Raw genomic sequence first — 19,417 nt, forward strand, 5'->3', positions numbered from 1 at the left:
GGACTCTGACTCCGCCAGTCTAGGTTCGAATCCTAGTGCCCCAGCCAAATTTTTTCAAAGACTTAGCGGGCAGCCGGCGTTCAGAGATGGATGCCATGTCGCGCATGCGATTTCACGGGCGTCAAGCATCAGGTCCCCTGTTTCGCCAATCATCATATTTGTGCTGGTTACGCCCGGCTTGACCATTGCGGCGGATCGGCCTTCCTCGCGCAATTGATCCTGAAGCGCGACAGCCGGTACGCTCAATTGCGAGAGCCTGACGTGACCGATGAACGGGAGAATGTGCAAGTCGACATGCTGCCGGTATTCGGCGAGTGTCACCTTTTCCAGTCCGGCCGCCTCCCCGCTCCTGATTCAATCGCTACATCCCATCTCGCACGCAAGAGACCGGGCGGAGCGCAGACGTGCCGCCGGTCGCAAGGTCAGCGTGCCGGATGATCGATTTCCCTGACAAGGCAAGAAGCCCAACGCCGCGTCGTCCGGCGTTTCATTTCACATCGACAGCCGAGGCGCTAATCTCTGCCGGTGGGGATTCGGAGACGGGCAGATGGTGGAAAAGGGTGAATTCGACGGGGTCTTCTCGGTCACCTTCAGCGGGCCGGCCGGTTCGGCGCTGGGATATTACAAGGTCGAGGGAACCAGTCTCTCGGGCGGCGACATCGCCGGCGCGAGGGCAACCGGCACGATCGTTCGCAATCCCGACAGATCGGTCACCCTCGACATCCAGGCGGACCTGCCACCGGATGCGTGGATGATCCGCGGCACGACGCCGACCTTCGTCTGGCACAAGCGGCATGTGACATTCACGATTCCCGCCGATGCGGTCGATGCCACCTTCAACGGCAATCCCTACTTCGCGCCGGAGGAGGAGGTGACCGTGGTCATCCGCAAGGTGCCGGCGGAACAATTTGGCGACATGGCCGGCCCTGGCGGTCTCGATATCTGGATCGACCTCCTGACCCAGGTCCGCGACGAATGGAAAAAGGTCGACAAGGACTAGCGTCCTGATAGCCGGGAAGCCGGCCGGCCCAGGGTCGACCGGCACCCGTTCCCTTGACCTGGACGTTCAGTTGCTTGACGAGGCGGCATCGCCGGCGTCCGGCCCGCCGGTTCAGCTTGCCAGCAGCATCTCGATCTCATCGGCGAGCTCGTTCACCAGGGTTTGATATTCGCCAAGCCTTGCCGCTCGCACCGAGGACGAGGAGGCAGCCCAGGTATCGCGTGCATGCTCGGCATCGGCGAGGTCTTCGCAGAGCGATCGAAAGGACATGTCCGAAAGCGCAAGGCGCATGATCTCCTGTCCCTTCAGAGGAAACCGACGGACCGCGGCAAGCAGCCCCCTATCCATGTCCACCTCACACAGCCATGACACCGCTCGCATCATGGAGTGTGGACCTCTGCCACGCCCGGCGCGACGTAGCGTACCGTAGCAAACACGCCCGACGCCCGGCCGTTGCCATCTTCGGCCGGCATGCGAACACCGTGACGACCCATCGCTGAAGTGGTAGGGACTTTCCAGGGGGAGCACGATGCCCTTCCCTGCGGTTGCGGAGAGGAAGCGTGACGAGTGCGGCGCCCCATTCCGGCGATGCGGAACGAAGCGGTGATACGGTGATGTCCTCGGCCGACATACGCGCCGCGGTTGAACGCATTGTCGACAGCCCGGACTTCACCGCATCCGATCGAGCCCGCAATTTCCTTCGGTATGTCGTCGAAGAGGCGCTCAATGGTCGCGCCGACCGTATCAAGGCGTTTTCCGTAGCGATCGAGGTCTTCGGCCGCGACGAAACCTTCGACGCCCAGAATGATCCGGTCGTGCGGATCGAGGCTGGACGGCTGCGACGCGCGCTGGAGCACTACTATCTGCTGTCCGGCAAGGACGATCCGGTGGTGATCGAGATTCCCAAGGGCGGCTACGTGCCGGTCTTCGGTCGCAACCCCGCGGCCACCAGGACACCCGACTCCGATCCCGCCTCCCCGGCCGACGGCCGGCCCACCGCGCCTTGGTGGCCAATGAACCGCTGGATGGCTGCCGGCGCCGCCGCCGCAGTCGCCGTTCTCGCAATCGGCCTGGGCTCATACGCTGTCGGACTGTTCGACCCCGGCCTGCCCGATTCCGGGCCCAAGGGTCCAAGCCTTCTGGTGCTCCCCTTCACGGACCTCGGCAACGGCGACGTTTCCGCGATCTATTCCGCGGGACTTACCGACGAAATCGTATCCGAGCTCGCCCGGTTCAAGGAAATTACCGTCTTCGGCGTCCAGACGTCGCGCGCGGTCGACAGGGATGCCGACATCTCCACTCTTCGCGACCGGCTCGATGTCGACTACGTGCTGGAAGGCAGCGTCCGGGCCGACACGGACAAGGTTCGCGTCAGCAGCCGTCTCCTCAATTCCGAGACCCGGGCGGTCCTTTGGGCGCGGACCTACGAGAACCCGCTGACCGCCACCGACCTGTTTTCGATCCAGGAGAAGACCGCGCAGGAGGTCGCGACCGCGATCGCCCAGCCCTACGGCATCGTCTTCAGGGCCGAGCGCGCGCGCGACGGCGCCGCGCCGCCCAATGATCTCGCGGCCTATCTGTGCACCTTGCGCTACTACGCCTATCGCGCCGCGCAGGATGCCGGCCGGCACAAGGCCGTGCGTGAATGCCTGGAGCAGGCTGTAGCCAGCTTCCCGTCCTATGCGACGGCATGGGCGCTGCTCGGTCTCGTCTATGTCGACGAGGTCCGCGCCGGGTTCAATCGCCGGCCCGAGGCACAGCAACGCGCGCTGGACGCGGCGAAGAAGGCGGTGCGCCTCGATCCGGAGAACGTCCGGGGCCTCCAGTCGCTGGCCATGGCCTATTCCTACGCCCACATGCCCTCCGAGGCCCTCGAGGCCGCACGAGAGGCAATCAACCTCAACCCGAATGATACCGAACTGCTCGGAACGCTCGGCCTCCTTGTCGGCCTCTCGGGCCGGACCGAGGAAGGCCGCGCCCTCATCGAGCGCGCACTCGACAAGAACCCCGGCCATTCCAGCTTCTACCGGGGCGTGCTGGCCACCATCGCCTATATGCAGCACGACTATAAAAAGGCGCTGGAGGAGATCGACAAGGTCGATATGACCGGGCTGCCGATCTACTATGGCGTGGCGGCGATCGTCTATGCGCAAAACGGTCTGGATGAGAAGGCCCGGGCTATGGCCGCGCAGTTCCGGAAGATGGCACCGAATTTCGTCCCCAACCTGTGGTCCGAGCTGACCATTCGCAACATCCCGCCGGACGAGCAGCTTCACATCGCGGAAGGACTTCGCAAGGCGGGCGTCGAGATCCCCCCACCGCCGGCAGGATCGACCGACGGCAAGGCCGCCGCGGCGGCCTCAGATTCCGGAACATAGAGCCTACGCGAAGCTACAGGCGGTGGCGTTCGCCCTCCTGTATCCGGATGACCAACGCCACGCCGGGTCGTGGGTCGCGACAGGTTTCGGCCCGGCCGTTGCCGCCTTTGTGGAGGGTTCCCGATGCGATTTCCGCACGTTGCAGGCCCATTCACGCTTTCCGCCGGCCTCCTGCCGGCGCAGGCCGCCAAGTCGGAGAGGACAGCCGGCTTCCGGTTTGTCCAGACCGCCGATCCAATGACCTTCGACAAGGATGCGGACACGATCACACCCGATGACGACGACCTGAGGCAAGCGGTCGTGGTCCGCCGCGATCCCGTTCTTGACGGTCGTGCGCTGACCTATAAGGTCGATATCATTGATGGTGAAATGCCGAAAAAGGGGGCCGATCCGTCGGTATTTATTGATATCATCGGTATGCCGTTAACGCCTGTCTCCTATGCCGGCGTTGCCCGGGAGGTTACTGCCGGGCGTGCCTTCGTTAGCTGATCCACCGACCAAGACAATTCGACCGAGGAGTAGAAAAATCCCATGAGGCATTCCCTGAAACTCGCCGCCGGGACCGCCCTTGCAACCCTTCTGGTTGCGGGCCCGGCATTCGCGGTAAGCGGCTATTCGACCGCGCACCTGAACCTGCGCACCGGCCCTGGCACGCAATACCCGGTCGTCGGCGTGATGGAATATAACGTACGCTCCAACATCACCGGCTGCCTTGCTGATTATTCGTGGTGTGCCGTCCAGGTGGCCGGCCTTTCGGGCTGGGCGTCGGCCGAGTATCTCGTCGTCGATGAAGGCGGCCAGATCCAGCAGGTCGACAGCGCCGGTGCCGCGACCGGGATTCCGGTGGTCGCGGCCGAAGGGGTCGAGGAAGTGGTGGCGCCGGCGACTGTCGGTGTGGTCGTCGGCGCCGGCGGCAATGTCGCCGCGATCGTGCCGGAGCCGGCAGTCGTCCAGTATATTTCGGCGACGCCGGTTCCCGCGGTCGCCGTTCAGGGTGAAATCGTCGTTGGTGCCGTGCTGCCGGCCGAGGTCCAGCTCTACGAGGTGCCTGGCTCCGCCTACGGCTACGCGATCGTCAACGGTCTCACGGTACTCGTCGACGTCAACGCCCGTTCGGTGGTCTATATCCACCGCGCCTGAGGTTGGGGGGCATTTCCCCCACCGAGTTGCAAAGGGCCGCCCCGCAGGGCGGCCCTTTTTCCGTTTATGGCTTGCGAACGAAATCGGTGGCCCGCAATGGCCCGAGGCCTCTCACCAGCGGACGGTGAATCCGGCGATCGGACCGTGCAGCACGAAGTCCAGCGAATTACCCGATTTCGCCTCGTAGTTGGCCGCCAGCGCGCGGTAGCCCAAGGTCCAGGCGAGGATTGCCTGGCCGACCTGATAGCCCTTGGTGTAGCCGGCGTATACCTGCCAGGAGAATTCGCTGCCGACACCGAAGCCGCCGATATCGCCGAGCAGTTCGAACTTCTGCATGTTGGCGAATTCCTGGCTTATCCGGGCACCGATCACCGGATCGACCCAGTCGATATCACCGGACTTCGCGACCGCGTATTTGCCCTTCTTCTTCAGGCCGAGATTGCCGAACTTGACGGTGCCGTTGATCTTGAGCGACGTGTCGATCGAGCTGTACCAGTAGCGGGCGCCGCCCAGCACCTCGAGCCCGGTATCTCCCATCGGTCCCTGCCAGCGCGCGACTTCGTAGCTCGCCCCCCCTTCGGCAAAGGCCAGAGTCTGGGTTACCGCCGCCTTGCTCTTCAGGGTCAGGTTGGCCTTGGCGAAGGGATTCTTCGTGATCATGTTGGACTTGCTGAATTTCATCTGGGTGTAGAAGCCGTCCGCGAAGATCGCGAAGCGATCCTTGCGCAGCTCCGTGTAGCCCATCACCGGAATCAAGTAGTCGCTTTTGGTGAGCAGGTCGTAGAAGTTGGCGTTGATCTGGAGAGTCCGGCCCGCCACGCCGAGGTCGCCGCTGATGCCGGCCATCCATCCGTAGGGGGTGATGCTGACTTCCCAGCCATTGGGCATCTCATCCGCGACGCTGAAATCGACGTCCCGCTCCTGCGCCGCGGCAATGGAAACCGCCGCGCTGCCGGCAATGCCGGCACCCACCGCAAGCGCCATGCAGGACCGCATTCCCCGCAGAAAAACGCTCTTGCCCGTATTCATCGTCATTACCCCCTGATCACCCCGTGTCACCCGGCGCGGCGTCCCCCGCCGCTAGCCACCCGTCGGGAAAAGAAACGTCAACTGACCGCGAAATCCCCAACCGTCAGGGCCGCCTTTCGGGCTTTCGGCCCAATAGCGGACACCGGCCTGCAGGCTGACCTTCTGACTGCCGATCGATGTCACCTTGGAGACCATGAAATTGATCGGCACCGACCATTGGTCGGTTTCCCAGTTGTAGGTCGATTCGGAATTCAGCGTGTAGGTCCAGGCAGTCGGTGTCGTGTAGACGAGGAACGGCTGGATGAAGGTCGAGTTCACGGGGCCGCGCCGATCGTCGCCGCCAATGTCCCATGAGTGACTGACCAACGCGCCGGTGGTCCATCCACCGTTGATCAGCAACGCGACGGCGGTCGGCCCGGCCGTGTATTTGCCGGTACCCAGCAACGGGTCGGCATTGCCGGTCGGAAATCCGAAGATTGGTCCGACACCCCAGACGAGATTGCCGGTCTCGCCGAGCGACAGCGGCTGCTTCGGCGAGAAGAAGAAGGACTGGGTGCTGTCGGCGAAACCGCTCTGGTGACCGGAAGGCGCCACCGGATTGACGTTATACTGGTCCCAGACATACGGGACGATCGTCCGCGAAATGACGTTCCAGTTCTCGCCGAGCGAGATCGGAATCACCGGCTGGACGGTGGTGACGACCTGGTAGCCGTTGTCCTTTGGTCCGTATCCCTGATTGTAGTCCGTCTTGAACGGAACGCTGATCAGCGCGGCGACGGGATTTGCCAGCTGCTGGGCGAGTTCGGCGTTGCTGTCCTGGGCCGACGCTCCGGAAATCCCGACTCCCAGCGCCATGCCGGCCGCCAGGATCGTCGACAAGAAAACATACCTATGCATCGCCGCCTCGCCCGTCTCGTTTGCCAAAATATTACGCCGCACACCTCCACCCACCAACCGGACAATCGCCATTCGACCGGACCCCGGCCAATTTGGCTCGTCGCAGGTGCAAAATTGCAACGCGGCATCGGATCCGGCGGACGGCATCAATGCGCCTTCATTCTCTCCTCACCGCCCAAGGCGCGCATCGAGGCCCCGATTCGGTGTCTCCCGGAAGGTTCATACCCGTGACATGGCGGCCGGCGAAGGTAACCTACGCGTCGCTACCCGGGTGCCGGCGGACCCTGTCGGCCGTCGCCGCGGGCACGACCTGGCCACCACCTTCAATTCCGCGAAAATTGTGGTTCTGCATGGAGGCTACCCCGAAGCTACTACCCGCTGACGACGGACAGGTGTAGGCTTACAATCGTCAAGTCACGCAACCGGGCAAACACGGAAACACCGGTCGGATAGCGCACCGGGACGGGCACCGCCATGTCAACGATGTTTGCTGAAACGCAAGAGGTATCAACGATGCGGAGCGTACGGGGAAAGCTCGCACGCGGGGTCTCGGCCAGCCTGCTGGCCGCGGCAGTGGGGATCTCGTCCGCCGGCGTCGCAGGCGCCGACGAGACCGACGCCAAGAACCTGCTCAAGGCAATGTCGGACTACATGGCCTCGACCGAGGCGTTTTCGTTCAATTTCAACAGCGACCTCGAGGTCGTCACCACCGAGGACCAGAAGCTCGCCTTCGCCAGCTCCGGCACCATGGCGATCAGCCGGCCCGACAAGGTCCATGCGACACGGACGGGAGGCTTCGCCGACGTCGAGTTCATCTTCGACGGTACGACGGTTACTTTGTTCGGCAAGTCGGCGAATGTCTATGCGCAGGCCAGCGCCCCGGGTTCGATCGACGACCTGATCGACACCTTGCGTGATACCTATCGTCGGCCGATCCCCGGCGCCGATCTGCTGACGTCCGACGTCTATGACACGCTGATGGCCGACGTCACCGACATAAAGGACCTCGGCAGCGGGGTGATCAATGGCGTCGAGTGCAACCACTTCGCATTCCGTGCGCCGACGGTCGACTGGCAGATCTGGATCGCGACCGGTGACGAGCCTTATCCCTGCCGCTTCCGGATCGCCAGCAAGGAACTCACGACATCGCCGCAATACACGGTCGACATCACGGACTGGAAGGCCGGCGACGCCGCGGGTGCGACCGACTTCACGTTCAAGAACACCACCGATGCCCGCGAAGTCGATGTAGCCAATCTGCCTGACCTGGACGAGCTTCCAGAACAGTATACTCCGGGAGAGAAATGATGACCTTGACGAAGAAGCTGGCGGTCGGCGCGATCGCCATCGCCGTTGCGATCGGTGGCCTCGAACTCGGCGCGCGCCTGTCGGTTCCCGGCGTCTACAGTCCGGTCTCGACGGCGGAAGCCATCATCGGGCGTCCGCTGACGCCGGTCAGCGTCGCCGGCGTGGGACGGCGCACCGTCAGGCGCTGCGCCGTCGGCGTCTATTACTGCTGATCCTGGCCGCCCATCGCGTCCCGGCCCTGCCGGGACGCACTTGACCGTATTCGGGAATCGATCCCCAATCCGCGCCTGACCTGCCGACCGGCCGCCACAGGAAGGCGCGGTGCCCTTCGTGATCGCATTGAATGAATCCCCTGAGCAACGGAGCCTGCATCGATGAAAAGCAAACTTGGACGTACTCTGGCCGGCCTCGCCGCGCTGATGCTGATGTTTTCCTTCTATTCCTCCAGGCCGGCCGAGGCGGCGCACATCAAGATCGGCGTCCTGACCTGCGCGGCCGGCGTCCAGGTCGGGCTTCTCATCACCTCGGGTGAGCGCATCCAGTGCTCCTTCGTTCCCGACGCGACCGACAGCGAGAACTATCATGGCTTTATCCGCAAGTTCGGCCTCGACGTCGGCATCACCGCTGCTTCGGTAATCGTCTGGGCGGTGATGGCTGTCGAGGGAACCAAGTACACGCCCGGTGCTCTTGCAGGTACCTATGCCGGACTGACGGCCGAGGAGACATTGGCTCTCGGCCTCGGCGCCAACGTCCTGGTTGGCGGTTCCCAAAAGTCGTTCGCCCTGCAGCCGCTCAGTGTTTCGGGCCAGGCCGGCCTCAACCTCGCAGTCGGCGTTTCGGTCCTGCGGCTCGAGTCCCGCTGACGCGGCGATCGACCTGCCGGTGGAGGACCATCTTGCGTCCGGCCCCTGACGAACGCGGCCGGACGTTTTCGTTTCCCTAGCCGGTTTGTGGCATGCTTCCGGCAGCCTCTTCCGCCGCGGCGGCGATCCCGGCGCGGCGTTCCTCGATCTCCCGCTCCACGCGCGCCCTGGCGTCCGTGTCGATTCCCTCGTCGCGGGTGAGATAGGCGGTCTGGCTCGGGAAGGCGAAGCCGGTTCCGGCCGTCTCGATCGCCTTCATGATCGCCAGCATCAGCGACTGCTGAATATCGAGGAAGGCGCCATAGTCGCCGGTCATTACATAGCAGCGGACCTCCATGTCGATCGAGGACGCGCCGAAGCCGACCACCACCACCCGCGGCAGCCCCCTCGCCTCCTCCACCATCGGATGTTCGGCGAGAAGCCGGTGGATTTCCTCCGCGAGCCATTCGAGCTGCCGCGGCGATGTCTCGTATCTGAGGCCGAGGACGTGCTGGAAGTGGCATTTCGTCCGCGCCGAATAGTTCGAGATGTGCAGCTTGGCGAGGTCTCCGTTCGGCACGGTGGTGAGAGTGCCGTCCAGCGATCGGATGCGGCTTGAGCGCGGGCCGACCGCCTCGACCGTGCCGCCGCCATCGCCGTAGTGGATGAAGTCTCCGACTCGGAACGGCCGATCGGCGAAGATCGAGACACCACCGAACAGATTCTCCACGGTCGACTGCGAAGCCAGCGCGAAGGCGAAGCCGCCAACGCCGAGGCCGGCGACCAGTCCCAGCGCCGGTATCCCGATGTCGTTTGCCCCGTAGATGACGATCGCGCCGGCGGCAAGGATGCCGCAGACCCGTGCCGTGAGCCGAAGGAGATGGGCGTCATAGCTGTTGTCGGGAATTCGTGGCGAAGCGATGATCGCTTCGACGACGAAGAAGCACGTGACCCAGGCGGCCCAGGCACCGGCGAGGTAAAGCAATGCCGCGACGGCGATGTCCTCCCCGGCGGCGAAGGCGCCCGAGAGATTCAGCTCGTAGTCGACAAACCAGTCGGCCAGAAGGGCCAGGCCGAACAGCAGGATCGGCGTCGTCAGGTGCCAGGCAAGCGAGACCGGCCTGGACATGTGCTTGCGGAGGCGCCGCGTCAGCCACGCCCATTGCCAGGTCGCGACGGCGACGAGCGCCGCGATCACCAGGGTGGAGAACACCTTCCACAGCGGCGTGCCAAGCACGTCGACCTGGATCGAGCGGGGCAGCCCGCGGGTCAACGTGTCGGGAAACAACGGACCTGTCAGTCGGATCTGCTCGTTTCGCCAGTCCTCGTAGCGCACCGGCCTCAATGGCTGCTGGCCGATGATCAAGGCATGAAACTCGGGAAGGCGTTCTATGCTCTCGCCGGTGAACAGGTATTGCCCGGCCTGCGGACCATCCTCCACCTTGTCGATCTGAATCTCGGTTCCCGGAACCTCCCATTTCTTGGGCAGGTCGCCCCAGTCGCGGCCGGCAGCGCCCGGAATCGCAGCCGCCGGAACCTCCGGGATCCGGTTCAGGATATCCATCAGGTAGCCGAAGGCCGCGCCGCCGACCTTGTCGCGCGTCGCCGACGGTATCGCACGCAGGTCCATCAGGCCCCGCAGGCGGGCGATGTCGCGAAGGAGCCTGCGCTCGCCCGCCCAATCCTTGTCGGCGAGATAGTCGGCGTAGTGGCTTTCGATCACCCCCGCCTGGCTCAGGAACGACTGGAAGGTCGCGCTGGGGCTTGACGTGTCCAGCGGGGCGAGCGGGTTGACCGGCTGCGCGCCGGCGGTTCCCGCGAAGGCAAAGACAAGAAGGAGGATGTGGAAAGAAATTCTGGGCATTGAAGGAACTCCGGCCGACATCGCGGTGACGACACGTCACTACCGGACGATCACAATGTGGCAAGTGTGATCATAGTGTGCGCTCGGTTCCGGGCTCCGTATTGTCCGGGAGTCTCCACGTTCGCGCCTTTTTCCCACCCGGACGAGCCAGCGGCATCGGGGTCGCTGCCCCCTTTTCGACACCATTGACCACCATTTGTCCACGCGTCGGGGGCAACCGACACGCGGCCGACCAGCCGGCCGGCAGAACGGAGTCCGTAATGGCAACCTTCGTAGGCAGCAACTTCAACGACACCAATTACGGCAGCGAGCAGATCCAGTACGGCCTCGACGGCGCCGACTACCTGTCACCGCAGCACGACAACAAGTCTTATTACATCTATGGCGGCAACGGCAGCGACAAGCTGTTCGGCTATGGCTACGAGGACGAACTCTACGGCGGCTCCGGCGGCGACCGAATTCGCGGGCTCGGCGATGACGACTATATCGAAGGCGGAGCCGGCAACGACAAGATATTCGGCGATTTCGGCAACGACGACCTCTATGGCGGACGAGGACGCGACACCTTCACCTTCGACACCAAGCTCAACAACAAGAACAACGTCGATACGATCTACGATTTCAGCACCGGCCGCGATGAGATCGACCTCGCCAAATCGATCTTCACCAAGATCGGCCCGACCGACAAGACCCTCAAGAAGAACAAGTTCGTCGTCGGCAACAAGGCGGAGGATTCATCCGACCGGATCATCTACAACGACAAGAACGGCGTCGTGAAATACGATCCCGACGGCGACGGCCCGAAGGGCGCCAAGAAGTTCGCGATCCTCGACTCCCACCTCGACCTGACGCATTCCGACTTCTTCGTGATCTGATAGCCGACGGCCGGCGAGACGGGCGAGACGGCCGGAACCGTCCGGCTGCCTTGCCCATCCCGTCTGTCGCGCTTGGCGTCAGGCCGCCGCTTCGGTCGGCAGTCCGGCGAGCGCCATGGCAAGGTCGGCCTCGTCATAGTCGAGGTCCTGCAGCTTGCCGCCGAAATAGTCCATGTAGGCCTGCATGTCGAAATGACCGTGGCCGCAGAGATTGAAGAGGATGGTCTCGGACTTGCCCTCCTCGCGGCAGCGGATTGCCTCGTCGATCGCGCCCCGGACCGCGTGGTTCGCCTCCGGCGCCGGCAGGATGCCCTCGGTGCGGGCGAACTGGACGCCGGCTTCGAAGCACTTCGTCTGATGGTAGGCTTTCGCCTCGATCAGCCCGAGCTCCTTGATATGGCTGACCAGCGGCGCCATGCCGTGGTAGCGCAGACCACCGGCATGGAAGCCCGGCGGGATGAAGGTCGAGCCGAGGGTATGCATCTTGACCAGCGGCGTCAGGTGCCCGGTATCGCCGAAATCATAGGCGTATTTGCCGCGGGTCAGGCTCGGACAGGCGGCCGGCTCGACCGCCACGATCCGTACCTTTTGTCCACCGCGGAGTTGGGCGCCGAGGAACGGGAAGACGATGCCGGCGAAGTTCGAGCCGCCGCCGGTGCAGCCGACGATGACGTCGGGATAGTCGTCGGCCATCTCGAGCTGGGCGATCGCCTCCTGCCCGACAACGGTCTGGTGCAGCAGCACGTGGTTCAATACCGAGCCGAGGGCGTATTTGGTGTCGTCACGCTGCGCGGCGACCTCCACCGCCTCCGAGATAGCGAGGCCGAGCGACCCCAGGTGGTCCGGCTTTGCTTCGAGCGCGACACGACCGGCATTGGTCTCGCCCGAGGGCGAGGGAATGCAGCGCGCGCCGTAGGTCTCCATCAGCGCCCTGCGATAGGGCTTCTGGTCATAGGAGACACGCACCATGAAGACCTCGACCTCGAGGTCGAAGAGCGCGCCGGCAAAGGCCAGCGACGAACCCCATTGCCCGGCGCCGGTCTCGGTCGACAGGCGCTTGACGCCGGCTTCCTTGTTGTAGAAGGCCTGCGCCACTGCGGTATTCGGCTTGTGGCTGCCGGCCGGCGAGACGCCTTCGTACTTGTAGTAGATCTTCGCCGGCGTATTCAGCGCCGTCTCGAGCCGCCGGGCACGGAAGAGCGGCGACGGACGCCACTGGCGATAGACTTCGCGCACCGGCTCGGGAATCTCGATATCCCGCTCGGCGGAGACTTCCTGGCCGATCAGCTCCATCGGAAAAAGCGGCGCGAGGTCGTCCGGCCCGATCGGCTGCTTGGTGCCGGGATGGAGCGGCGGCGCCAGCGGCTCGGGCAGATCGGCCGCGATGTTGTACCAGGTCTTCGGAATACGGCTTTCGTCGAGAAGAAATTTGACAGTATCGCTCATGGGTCCCTCCCCCGGCTTCCCGGGCGTCCGATCGTTGCTATTCGAGGACTGTAGCGCCCGCCGAAGCGCCCTGTCGAGCGACGCAGAGCCGCGCCCGCGAGTCGCGCCGCCGTCAGTTCCACCAGCCGCGCTGTTCGCGCTTCGGATGGCGCAGGACGCCATCGCCGTCCTTCGGCGGCTCGATCTCGAGAAGGTAGCGATGCTCGGGGCTCATCCGGTCGTAGAGTTCCCTGGTGAGGTAGTCGAGCTGGACGAGCTGTTGCGGCAGGTCGCGCCGGGTATAGGTCAGGTGGATCAGCCGCCGGGGCGCGTCGCTCTCCTTCCGCGTCCCGCTGTGCCAGCCGGAGGAGTTGAGGATGACGGCGGAACGGGCCGGCGCCGTCACGAGCAGCTCGCCCGGATACGGCGCTTCGAGGTCTTCCGGCACCCGCGCAGCGTCTTCCGGTGACAACGGAGACGGCTCCCAGTCGCCCTGGTTGACCACCGGCACGTTGATCGGCGCCCACTTGTGCGACTGCGGGATGACCCGGGTCGGCCCGTTCTCGAGCGTCATGTCGTCGAACAGGATCATCGCATTGACGACCCACCAGTCGTCGTCGAAATGCTTCGGAACGTCGACATGGAGTTGCTGCTGGCCGTAGCCCTTCACCGGATCGCGGATATTGGCGCCGTGCACCTTGATTTCTCCAAGCAGGTAATGCGCGGCGGCAAGTACCGGCTTGATCTCAAGCAGCGGATCGAAGACCGGGGATTTGTTGAAGATGTTGGAGAGACGCCGCGAGCCCGGCTCGATATGGACTTCCTTGCCGCCGGTGTCTCTCTCGGCGGCGTGAAGCCGCTCGAATTCCTCCGCCATTGCCCTGGCCTGCGCCTCGGTGATCACGTCCTCGACGATGACGTAGCCCAGGTCATCAAGCTGGTGCTTCTGCTCGGTGGTCAACTCGTCCTTGACGCCAAGGGCGTGGAGCGCCTGCTTCGTGTACACTCTTCCTGTCCTCCCCGAACGGTTTCTTTGGTCGGGATTGTCTTGGCTTTTTGCCGGGCTCGCAAGATTTCTGCGACGATTTCCGCCGCGTCACCTCGCCCCCGGGACGGCGATGGAGCGCTTCTGCCTGGAAGAAACAAGAGGGGCGTCGATCAACCGGTGGACCGCGAGCGGACCACGGCGCCGGTCGCTCGCCAACAATTCCTTCCAATCGCGCGCGACACAGGCCGCACGCCGGCTATTTCGCGGTCGGCCTCAGTTCACCCCGGCGCCGACCATCGTCTCCCATTCTTCGGCGGTCGTCTGGTTCGCGGCACCTTGATCCTCGATCGACGGGAAGACCACGTCGGCATAGGCATCGGCCGGCGGCATCGTCGCGGCCAGGGCTTCGGGTATCTTCTTGTATTTGACGAGATCGTCGAAGCGGATCGGATGACAGCCGCCCTTCAACCAGCCGAGCTGGCCGTCATCCGAATAGAGGTATTCCATCCACAGCCGCGCGGCGTTCGGATGCGGCGCGTGGGCACTGATCGCCTGGACATAGGGCCGCGCGACGACGCCGCTCTTCGGGACGACGACCTCGATCCTTGGCTCCTCGACGCTGTCGCGATCGGCGAGCCCGACATAGTCCCAGCGGATGACGATCGGCGTCTTGCCTGCGATCAGCGAAGCGGCCGTGCCGGCTTCCGGAACAAAATTGCCGGCGGCGTTGAGGTCGGCAAAAAACTGCACGCCAGCCTTTCCAATCGCCGCGCCGTCGGCGTCGGCATCGGCGGCGAGGCCGGCGGCGTAGACGCTCTGCGCGGCCTGTGCCGAGCTTCGTGGGTCACCTGAGAGCGCCACCGCGCCCTTATAGGCCGCGTCGAGAAGATCCGGCCAGTCCTCCGGGATTTCCTTGACGATATCCGCATTCACCTCGAAGGCGATAACCCCGTAATAGTCGCCATACCAGTAGCCCTCGACATCCTTCACCTCTTCGGGGATCGTGTCCCAGCTACCGACCTTGAAGGGCGCAAGAAGCCCCTCGTCACGCGCGGGTCCGGCAAAAGAGAGCCCGATATCGACAACGTCGGGCGTATCCGCGCCTGCATCCCCGGCGCTCGCCCTGATCGCTTCGAGCTGCTCGGCCGAGCTGGCTTCCGGCTGCGTCTCGTGGACTTCGATGCCGTATTTGTCGGTGAAGGCCTCGATGATGCCGCCATAGCCGCACCAGTCATGTGGCAGCGCGATCGTCGTCAGGGTCCCCTCGTCCCGGGCCGCCTGGATGAGATCGTAGGATTGCGCCTCGGCAATGCTGGCGCCGCCAGCCAATGCCGCCGCCGAAACCGAGACTACCCGCATCCACTTGAATCGCACGTCATTCTCCTCGCAAGAAACGCCATCGACGCGGGCCGCAACCTGCCACGCCGATCAAGGCCGCATTTGACTCGACTTGATTCCACTTGGGTAGCATCGCAGACGCCGGTCTTCCAGACGTCCACATAATACCAGGGATCGCGAGGACTTTGATCCAGACAAGAGTGCGGCGCCGAGGGGGCCTTCGGCGCCGCACCTACTTCGGGGGATGAAAGGAGGCTGTTCGGAAACGCAAACACCCCAGCCCTGGTATCCGTTTGCTTCCCCCTCGTCTTGCGCGAGCAGCTCTTGAAGGACGCGTTCCCTGCGGCGGCTAAGGGCGGCGTCCCCGAGCAAATGGCCCTGCTCGATACACTTCGGGCCGGAACTCAACCGGCTAACTCAAGCCGTTCCCGCTCGTGCGGGGGCTGAGTAGCCGCCGGCGGCGACAGCACGATTTCGGTTCGATGACGCTTCGATGACGGGCGACCGGGTACCGGGTTTATCCACAGGCTTCCGGCGCGGACACCGTCGATGGACGCGAAAAGACCCTTCCCGGGCGTCTGTCCGCGAATGGCGCCGTCCGGCTTACAATCACCACCGCAAAGCTGCTATTGCAGCGCGGGGTCCCACATCGTCCGGGCAAACCGTCATGACACCAGCTCTCACGGGCCTCTGGCCGCCTGTCGCAACACCATTTGGCGCAAACGGCGAGGTCGACCTCGCCCGCCTTGTCAGGCACAGCAAGACACTGCTCGCCGACGGAGCCCACGGTCTCGCCCTCCTCGGCACGACAAGCGAAGCCAACTCACTGACCGTCGACGAGCGGAGAAAGGTGATCGACGCGCACCTCGAGGCCGGCATTGACGCCGCGCACTTCCTGCCCGGTACCGGTGCCTGTGCGATCGGGGACGCGGTCGCCCTGACGCGGTACGCCGGCGAGGTCGGCGCGGCCGCGGTCCTGCTGCTCCCGCCCTTCTACTACAAGAACGCCACGGACGAGGGACTCTACGCCTTCGTCTCGAAGGTGATCGAGCGGGCCGGAGCACAAGCGCCCAGGATTATGCTCTATCACATCCCGCAGATGGCCGGCCTCGGCTGGTCGATCGAGCTGATCGGCCGGCTTAAGGCCGCATTCCCCGAGATCGTCGTCGGGATCAAGGATTCCGCCGGCAAATACGATCACACCGCCGCCCTTATCGAAGCCTTCCCGGGCTTCTCGGTCTTCCCCGGCGCCGAGGTCTATCTGCTGAAGGCGCTGCGCGCCGGAGCGGCCGGGTGCATCTCGGCCAGCGCCAATATCAATGCCCGAGGCATCCGTGGCCTTCTCGACCGCTGGCAGGGACCCGGAGCCGAGGCGCTCCAGGAGGAGCTCATCGCCGTACGCAAGGCCGTGGAAAGCCACGGCATGATCCCGTCGCTGAAAGCCGTGCTCGCCGAGCGCTACCGCGACCCGGTCTGGCTCGCGGCCCGTCTGCCACTGCTGCCGATCACCGAAGAAGCCCGGGCGGCCGTCCTCGCCGACCCGGCAATCACCGGCCTCCTCGAGGCTGTCGCGACCTGAACGCGCTGCACGACGGCGCGCTCCGGGTTCTCACGCCGGCTGGTGATGGGCGTGCCAGTGCCAGGCGATGTCGATCCGCCGGGGCAGCCAGACCTTCTCCTTCGATCCGACATAGTCGAGGAAGCGCGCGAGCGCCGCCGCGCGCCCCGGCCGACCGGCGAGCCGGCAATGCAGCCCGACCGACATCATCTTCGGGGAGCCGGCCTCGCCTTCGGCATAGAGCGTGTCGAAGGCATCCCTGAGATAGGCGAAGAACTGGTCGCCCGAATTGAAGCCCTGCGGCGTCGCGAAGCGCATGTCGTTGGTGTCGAGGGTATAGGGGATCATCAGGAACGGCCCGTTCGGCCCATCGATCCAGTAGGGCAGATCGTCCGAATAGACGTCAGCCGAATAGAGGAAGCCGCCCTCCTCCGCCGCCAGCCTGATCGAGTGGATTGACGAGCGCCCGGTGTACCAGCCGAGCGGCCGCTCCCCGGTCACCTCCGTGTGGATGGCGATCGCCTGGCGCATATGCTCGCGTTCGTCGTCCTCGTCATAGTCGCGATATTCGATCCACTTCAGGCCGTGGCTGGCGATCTCCCAGTTCGCCTCCTTCATCGCGGCGACCGCCTCGGGATTGCGGGCGAGCGCGGTGGCGACGCCATAGACGGTGACCGGAATGTTGCGGCCGGTGAACATCCGCCACAGCCGCCAGAAGCCGGCTCGCGAGCCGTATTCGTAGATCGACTCCATGTTCATGTGGCGCATGCCCGGCCACGCGGCCGCGCCGACGATCTCCGACAGGAAGGCCTCGGAAGCCGCATCGCCGTGGAGGATGTTGTTCTCGCCGCCTTCCTCGTAGTTGACGACGAATTGCACCGCGACCCGCGCGCCGTCAGGCCATTTCGGATCGGGCGGGTTCCGGCCATAGCCGATCATGTCGCGGGGGTAGGTGTCGTCCATGTCCGGTAGCCCTCGGCATCGTTGCGTCACCCGCAAAGCATGCAGGCGTCGCACCGTTTGGCAAGACCGAAGCGGCGGATCCCAGCCGGCGAAATGGCCGCCACGCCTTCGAGCGATCTTCCCGCTCGCCCGGATTAGGTCGCGACGCCGCCGGCTAAGCTGCGGATGGCGGGCCGGCATCCGGAGAACCGTTGCCGCTCCCCCCGTCAGCCGCGCCCTCTTCCTTCGGTCCACATTCCTCGGCTGCCAGATGCCGATGGAACGAGCGCCAGCTCAGCGGCAATGCGCCGAGATAGGCGAGTGTCAGCACGGCCATCGTTTCCCATGGGAAGCTCAACAGCAGCGCGACCACCAGCACGACCACGACGAAGAGCGGCAGCACCATGTCGCGCGGGATCTGCCTGCCGATCAGCTTGCCCGACCAGGTCGGTACGCGGCTGACCAGCAGCAGCGCTATCGCCAGCGTATAGACGATGACCAGCGGCGCGGTCAGGAAACCGTGCGGCGCCCCGACGAACTCGAGATAGACCGGCAGGAAGACGATCATCGCACCGGCCGGCGCCGGCACCCCGACGAAGAAATTCGACTGCCATTCCGGCTTTTTCGGACCGAGCAGGGACACGTTGAAGCGCGCCAGCCGCAGCGCGGCACAGATCGCGAAGATCAGCGCCGCGATCCAGCCGACCGATCCGGCATCGTCCAGCGCCCAGACGAAGAGCAGGATCGCCGGCGCAACGCCGAAATTGACGAAGTCCGTGAGCGAATCGAGTTCCGCGCCGAAGCGCGAGGTGGACTTGAGGAAGCGCGCCACCCGCCCATCGACCCCGTCGAGCAGCGCCGCGATCGCCACGGCGGCGATTGCCCAATCGAACCGCTCCTCGATGCTCATCCGGATCGAGGTCAGCCCGGCGCAGAGCGCCAGCAGCGTGACCAGGCTCGGCAGCACCATGCGGATCGGCACGACACGAATCTGCCGCAGCCGCTTGAGCTTCGGTTCGTCATCCGGGTCGAAAGGCTGGAAGATCGACATCGGGATATCAGTCGGTCCGTGCCTGTCGGGTGACGATCGCTCCGTCGAGGCGGGCCAGCACCGTCTCGCCGGCAATCGCGATCTGCCCCTCGGCGACGAAGACGCTCGCATTCTTCGGCAGGTAGACATCCAGGCGCGAACCGAAGCGGATCATCCCGAACCTCTCTCCCCGCTCCACAACGTCCGCCTCTCGCGTCCAGCAGACAATCCGCCGCGCCACGAGCCCGGCGATCTGGACCACGGCGATGGGTCCGGCCGCGCCCTCGATGACGAGCGCGTTGCGTTCATTATCCTCGCTTGCCTTGTCGAGTTCGGCATTGATGAACTTGCCCGGCGTATAGACGATCTTCGACACCGCACCGGCTATCGGCGAGCGGTTCACGTGGCAATTGAAGACGTTCATGAAGACCGATATCCGGCGCTTCGGCTCGCTACCCAATCCGAGTTCCTCAGGCGGGACGACGCTGGCAATGGAGGAAATCCTCCCGTCGGCGGGGCTGACCACCAGTCCCGGCTCCAGCGGGATGACCCGTGCCGGATCGCGGAAGAAGTAGATGCACCAGCCGGTCAGAAAGAGCCCGATCCACAGGAGCGGCTGCCATAGCAGGCCGACCAGTACCGCGACGACGAAGAAGATGGCGATAAACGGCCAGCCTTCCTTTCGGATCGGCACAAGCATCGACCGGATCGAGTCGAGTACGGACTCCATAACTTGCCTGAACCTTCCCGACCCCGGTCTCGCCGGGCGCTAGAAAGCATGGAAAGCACCGGAAGTGAAGCGG

At 64.5% G+C, this 19,417-nt stretch carries 20 protein-coding genes; 9 read left to right on the forward strand and 11 right to left on the reverse strand.

Going from position 1 to position 19,417, the window contains the following annotated elements:
• Positions 1–54: 54 nt before the first annotated feature.
• Positions 55–321, reverse strand: coding sequence for a hypothetical protein (locus KDJ86_RS01485; RefSeq protein ID WP_291741961.1), 267 nt, complete (start codon positions 319–321; stop codon positions 55–57).
• A 226-nt stretch (positions 322–547) separates the two neighbouring features.
• Between KDJ86_RS01485 and KDJ86_RS01490 the strand changes: the two genes are divergently transcribed.
• Complete coding sequence (locus KDJ86_RS01490; RefSeq protein ID WP_291741964.1) at positions 548–1,000, forward strand: hypothetical protein; 453 nt, start codon at positions 548–550, stop codon at positions 998–1,000.
• Positions 1,001–1,111: 111 nt separating this feature from the next.
• Here the strand turns inward: KDJ86_RS01490 and KDJ86_RS01495 are convergent, their stop codons facing one another.
• The gene (locus KDJ86_RS01495) at positions 1,112–1,348 is read right to left on the reverse strand and encodes a hypothetical protein (RefSeq protein ID WP_291741966.1); all 237 of its coding nucleotides are present in this window, start codon (positions 1,346–1,348) and stop codon (positions 1,112–1,114) included.
• A 212-nt stretch (positions 1,349–1,560) separates the two neighbouring features.
• Here KDJ86_RS01495 and KDJ86_RS01500 point away from each other — a divergent pair, with 212 nt between their 5' ends.
• The 3 genes from KDJ86_RS01500 (at position 1,561) to KDJ86_RS01510 (ending at position 4,518) form a co-directional block, all read left to right on the forward strand.
• Positions 1,561–3,378 (forward strand): tetratricopeptide repeat protein, encoded by a 1,818-nt coding sequence (locus tag KDJ86_RS01500; protein WP_291741968.1) that lies wholly within the window; start codon positions 1,561–1,563, stop codon positions 3,376–3,378.
• Positions 3,379–3,501: 123 nt separating this feature from the next.
• Positions 3,502–3,867 carry a hypothetical protein gene (locus KDJ86_RS01505; protein ID WP_291741970.1) on the forward strand — a complete coding sequence of 122 codons (366 nt, stop codon included), beginning with the start codon at positions 3,502–3,504 and terminating at the stop codon, positions 3,865–3,867.
• Positions 3,868–3,909: 42 nt separating this feature from the next.
• A complete protein-coding gene (locus KDJ86_RS01510) occupies positions 3,910–4,518 on the forward strand; it encodes a DUF1236 domain-containing protein (RefSeq protein WP_291741973.1) in 609 nt (202 codons plus the stop codon).
• A 111-nt stretch (positions 4,519–4,629) separates the two neighbouring features.
• Here KDJ86_RS01510 and KDJ86_RS01515 read toward each other — a convergent pair whose 3' ends face one another.
• Together KDJ86_RS01515 and KDJ86_RS01520 are read right to left on the reverse strand one after the other, a co-directional pair.
• A complete protein-coding gene (locus tag KDJ86_RS01515) occupies positions 4,630–5,502 on the reverse strand; it encodes a hypothetical protein (RefSeq protein WP_291741976.1) in 873 nt (290 codons plus the stop codon).
• A gap of 96 nt (positions 5,503–5,598) precedes the next feature.
• Positions 5,599–6,444, reverse strand: coding sequence for a transporter family protein (locus KDJ86_RS01520; RefSeq protein WP_291741979.1), 846 nt, complete (start codon positions 6,442–6,444; stop codon positions 5,599–5,601).
• Between the two features lie 513 nt (positions 6,445–6,957).
• On the opposite strand from KDJ86_RS01520, the gene KDJ86_RS01525 reads away from it, so the two are divergent.
• The 3 genes from KDJ86_RS01525 to KDJ86_RS01535 all read left to right on the forward strand — a co-directional run bounded on the left by KDJ86_RS01525 (position 6,958) and on the right by KDJ86_RS01535 (position 8,615).
• Entirely contained in the window at positions 6,958–7,752 is a 795-nt protein-coding gene (locus KDJ86_RS01525; RefSeq protein WP_291741980.1) for a DUF2092 domain-containing protein, read from the forward strand.
• Entirely contained in the window at positions 7,752–7,964 is a 213-nt protein-coding gene (locus KDJ86_RS01530) for a hypothetical protein (protein WP_291741983.1), read from the forward strand. Before KDJ86_RS01525 ends, KDJ86_RS01530 begins: the two co-directional genes overlap by 1 nt.
• A gap of 162 nt (positions 7,965–8,126) precedes the next feature.
• A complete protein-coding gene (locus KDJ86_RS01535) occupies positions 8,127–8,615 on the forward strand; it encodes a DUF992 domain-containing protein (RefSeq protein WP_291741986.1) in 489 nt (162 codons plus the stop codon).
• A gap of 76 nt (positions 8,616–8,691) precedes the next feature.
• On the opposite strand, the gene KDJ86_RS01540 is transcribed toward KDJ86_RS01535, so the two are convergent.
• Positions 8,692–10,458 (reverse strand): mechanosensitive ion channel family protein, encoded by a 1,767-nt coding sequence (locus KDJ86_RS01540; RefSeq protein WP_291741989.1) that lies wholly within the window; start codon positions 10,456–10,458, stop codon positions 8,692–8,694.
• 260 nt (positions 10,459–10,718) lie between these two features.
• On the opposite strand from KDJ86_RS01540, the gene KDJ86_RS01545 reads away from it, so the two are divergent.
• Positions 10,719–11,333 (forward strand): calcium-binding protein, encoded by a 615-nt coding sequence (locus KDJ86_RS01545; RefSeq protein ID WP_291741990.1) that lies wholly within the window; start codon positions 10,719–10,721, stop codon positions 11,331–11,333.
• 78 nt (positions 11,334–11,411) lie between these two features.
• Here KDJ86_RS01545 and KDJ86_RS01550 read toward each other — a convergent pair whose 3' ends face one another.
• From KDJ86_RS01550 to KDJ86_RS01560, 3 genes are all read right to left on the reverse strand, one after another.
• Entirely contained in the window at positions 11,412–12,779 is a 1,368-nt protein-coding gene (locus KDJ86_RS01550; RefSeq protein ID WP_291741992.1) for a TrpB-like pyridoxal phosphate-dependent enzyme, read from the reverse strand.
• 112 nt (positions 12,780–12,891) lie between these two features.
• Complete coding sequence (locus KDJ86_RS01555; RefSeq protein WP_291741995.1) at positions 12,892–13,764, reverse strand: phytanoyl-CoA dioxygenase family protein; 873 nt, start codon at positions 13,762–13,764, stop codon at positions 12,892–12,894.
• Positions 13,765–14,019: 255 nt separating this feature from the next.
• Positions 14,020–15,105, reverse strand: a complete 1,086-nt coding sequence (locus KDJ86_RS01560) for an ABC transporter substrate-binding protein (protein WP_291742091.1) — start codon at positions 15,103–15,105, stop codon at positions 14,020–14,022.
• A gap of 646 nt (positions 15,106–15,751) precedes the next feature.
• Between KDJ86_RS01560 and KDJ86_RS01565 the strand changes: the two genes are divergently transcribed.
• Positions 15,752–16,663, forward strand: a complete 912-nt coding sequence (locus KDJ86_RS01565; RefSeq protein ID WP_291741997.1) for a dihydrodipicolinate synthase family protein — start codon at positions 15,752–15,754, stop codon at positions 16,661–16,663.
• A 30-nt stretch (positions 16,664–16,693) separates the two neighbouring features.
• On the opposite strand, the gene puuE is transcribed toward KDJ86_RS01565, so the two are convergent.
• From puuE to KDJ86_RS01580, 3 genes are all read right to left on the reverse strand, one after another.
• A complete protein-coding gene (gene puuE, locus KDJ86_RS01570) occupies positions 16,694–17,605 on the reverse strand; it encodes an allantoinase PuuE (protein WP_291742000.1) in 912 nt (303 codons plus the stop codon).
• A 154-nt stretch (positions 17,606–17,759) separates the two neighbouring features.
• A complete protein-coding gene (gene pssA / locus KDJ86_RS01575; RefSeq protein WP_291742003.1) occupies positions 17,760–18,635 on the reverse strand; it encodes a CDP-diacylglycerol--serine O-phosphatidyltransferase in 876 nt (291 codons plus the stop codon).
• Positions 18,636–18,642: 7 nt separating this feature from the next.
• Positions 18,643–19,344: a phosphatidylserine decarboxylase gene (locus KDJ86_RS01580; protein ID WP_291742006.1), complete on the reverse strand. Its 702-nt coding sequence runs from the start codon at positions 19,342–19,344 to the stop codon at positions 18,643–18,645.
• Between the last annotated feature and the right edge of the window lie 73 nt (positions 19,345–19,417).

Source organism: Bauldia sp. (assembly GCF_020442045.1).
GTDB lineage: Bacteria > Pseudomonadota > Alphaproteobacteria > Rhizobiales > Kaistiaceae > Bauldia.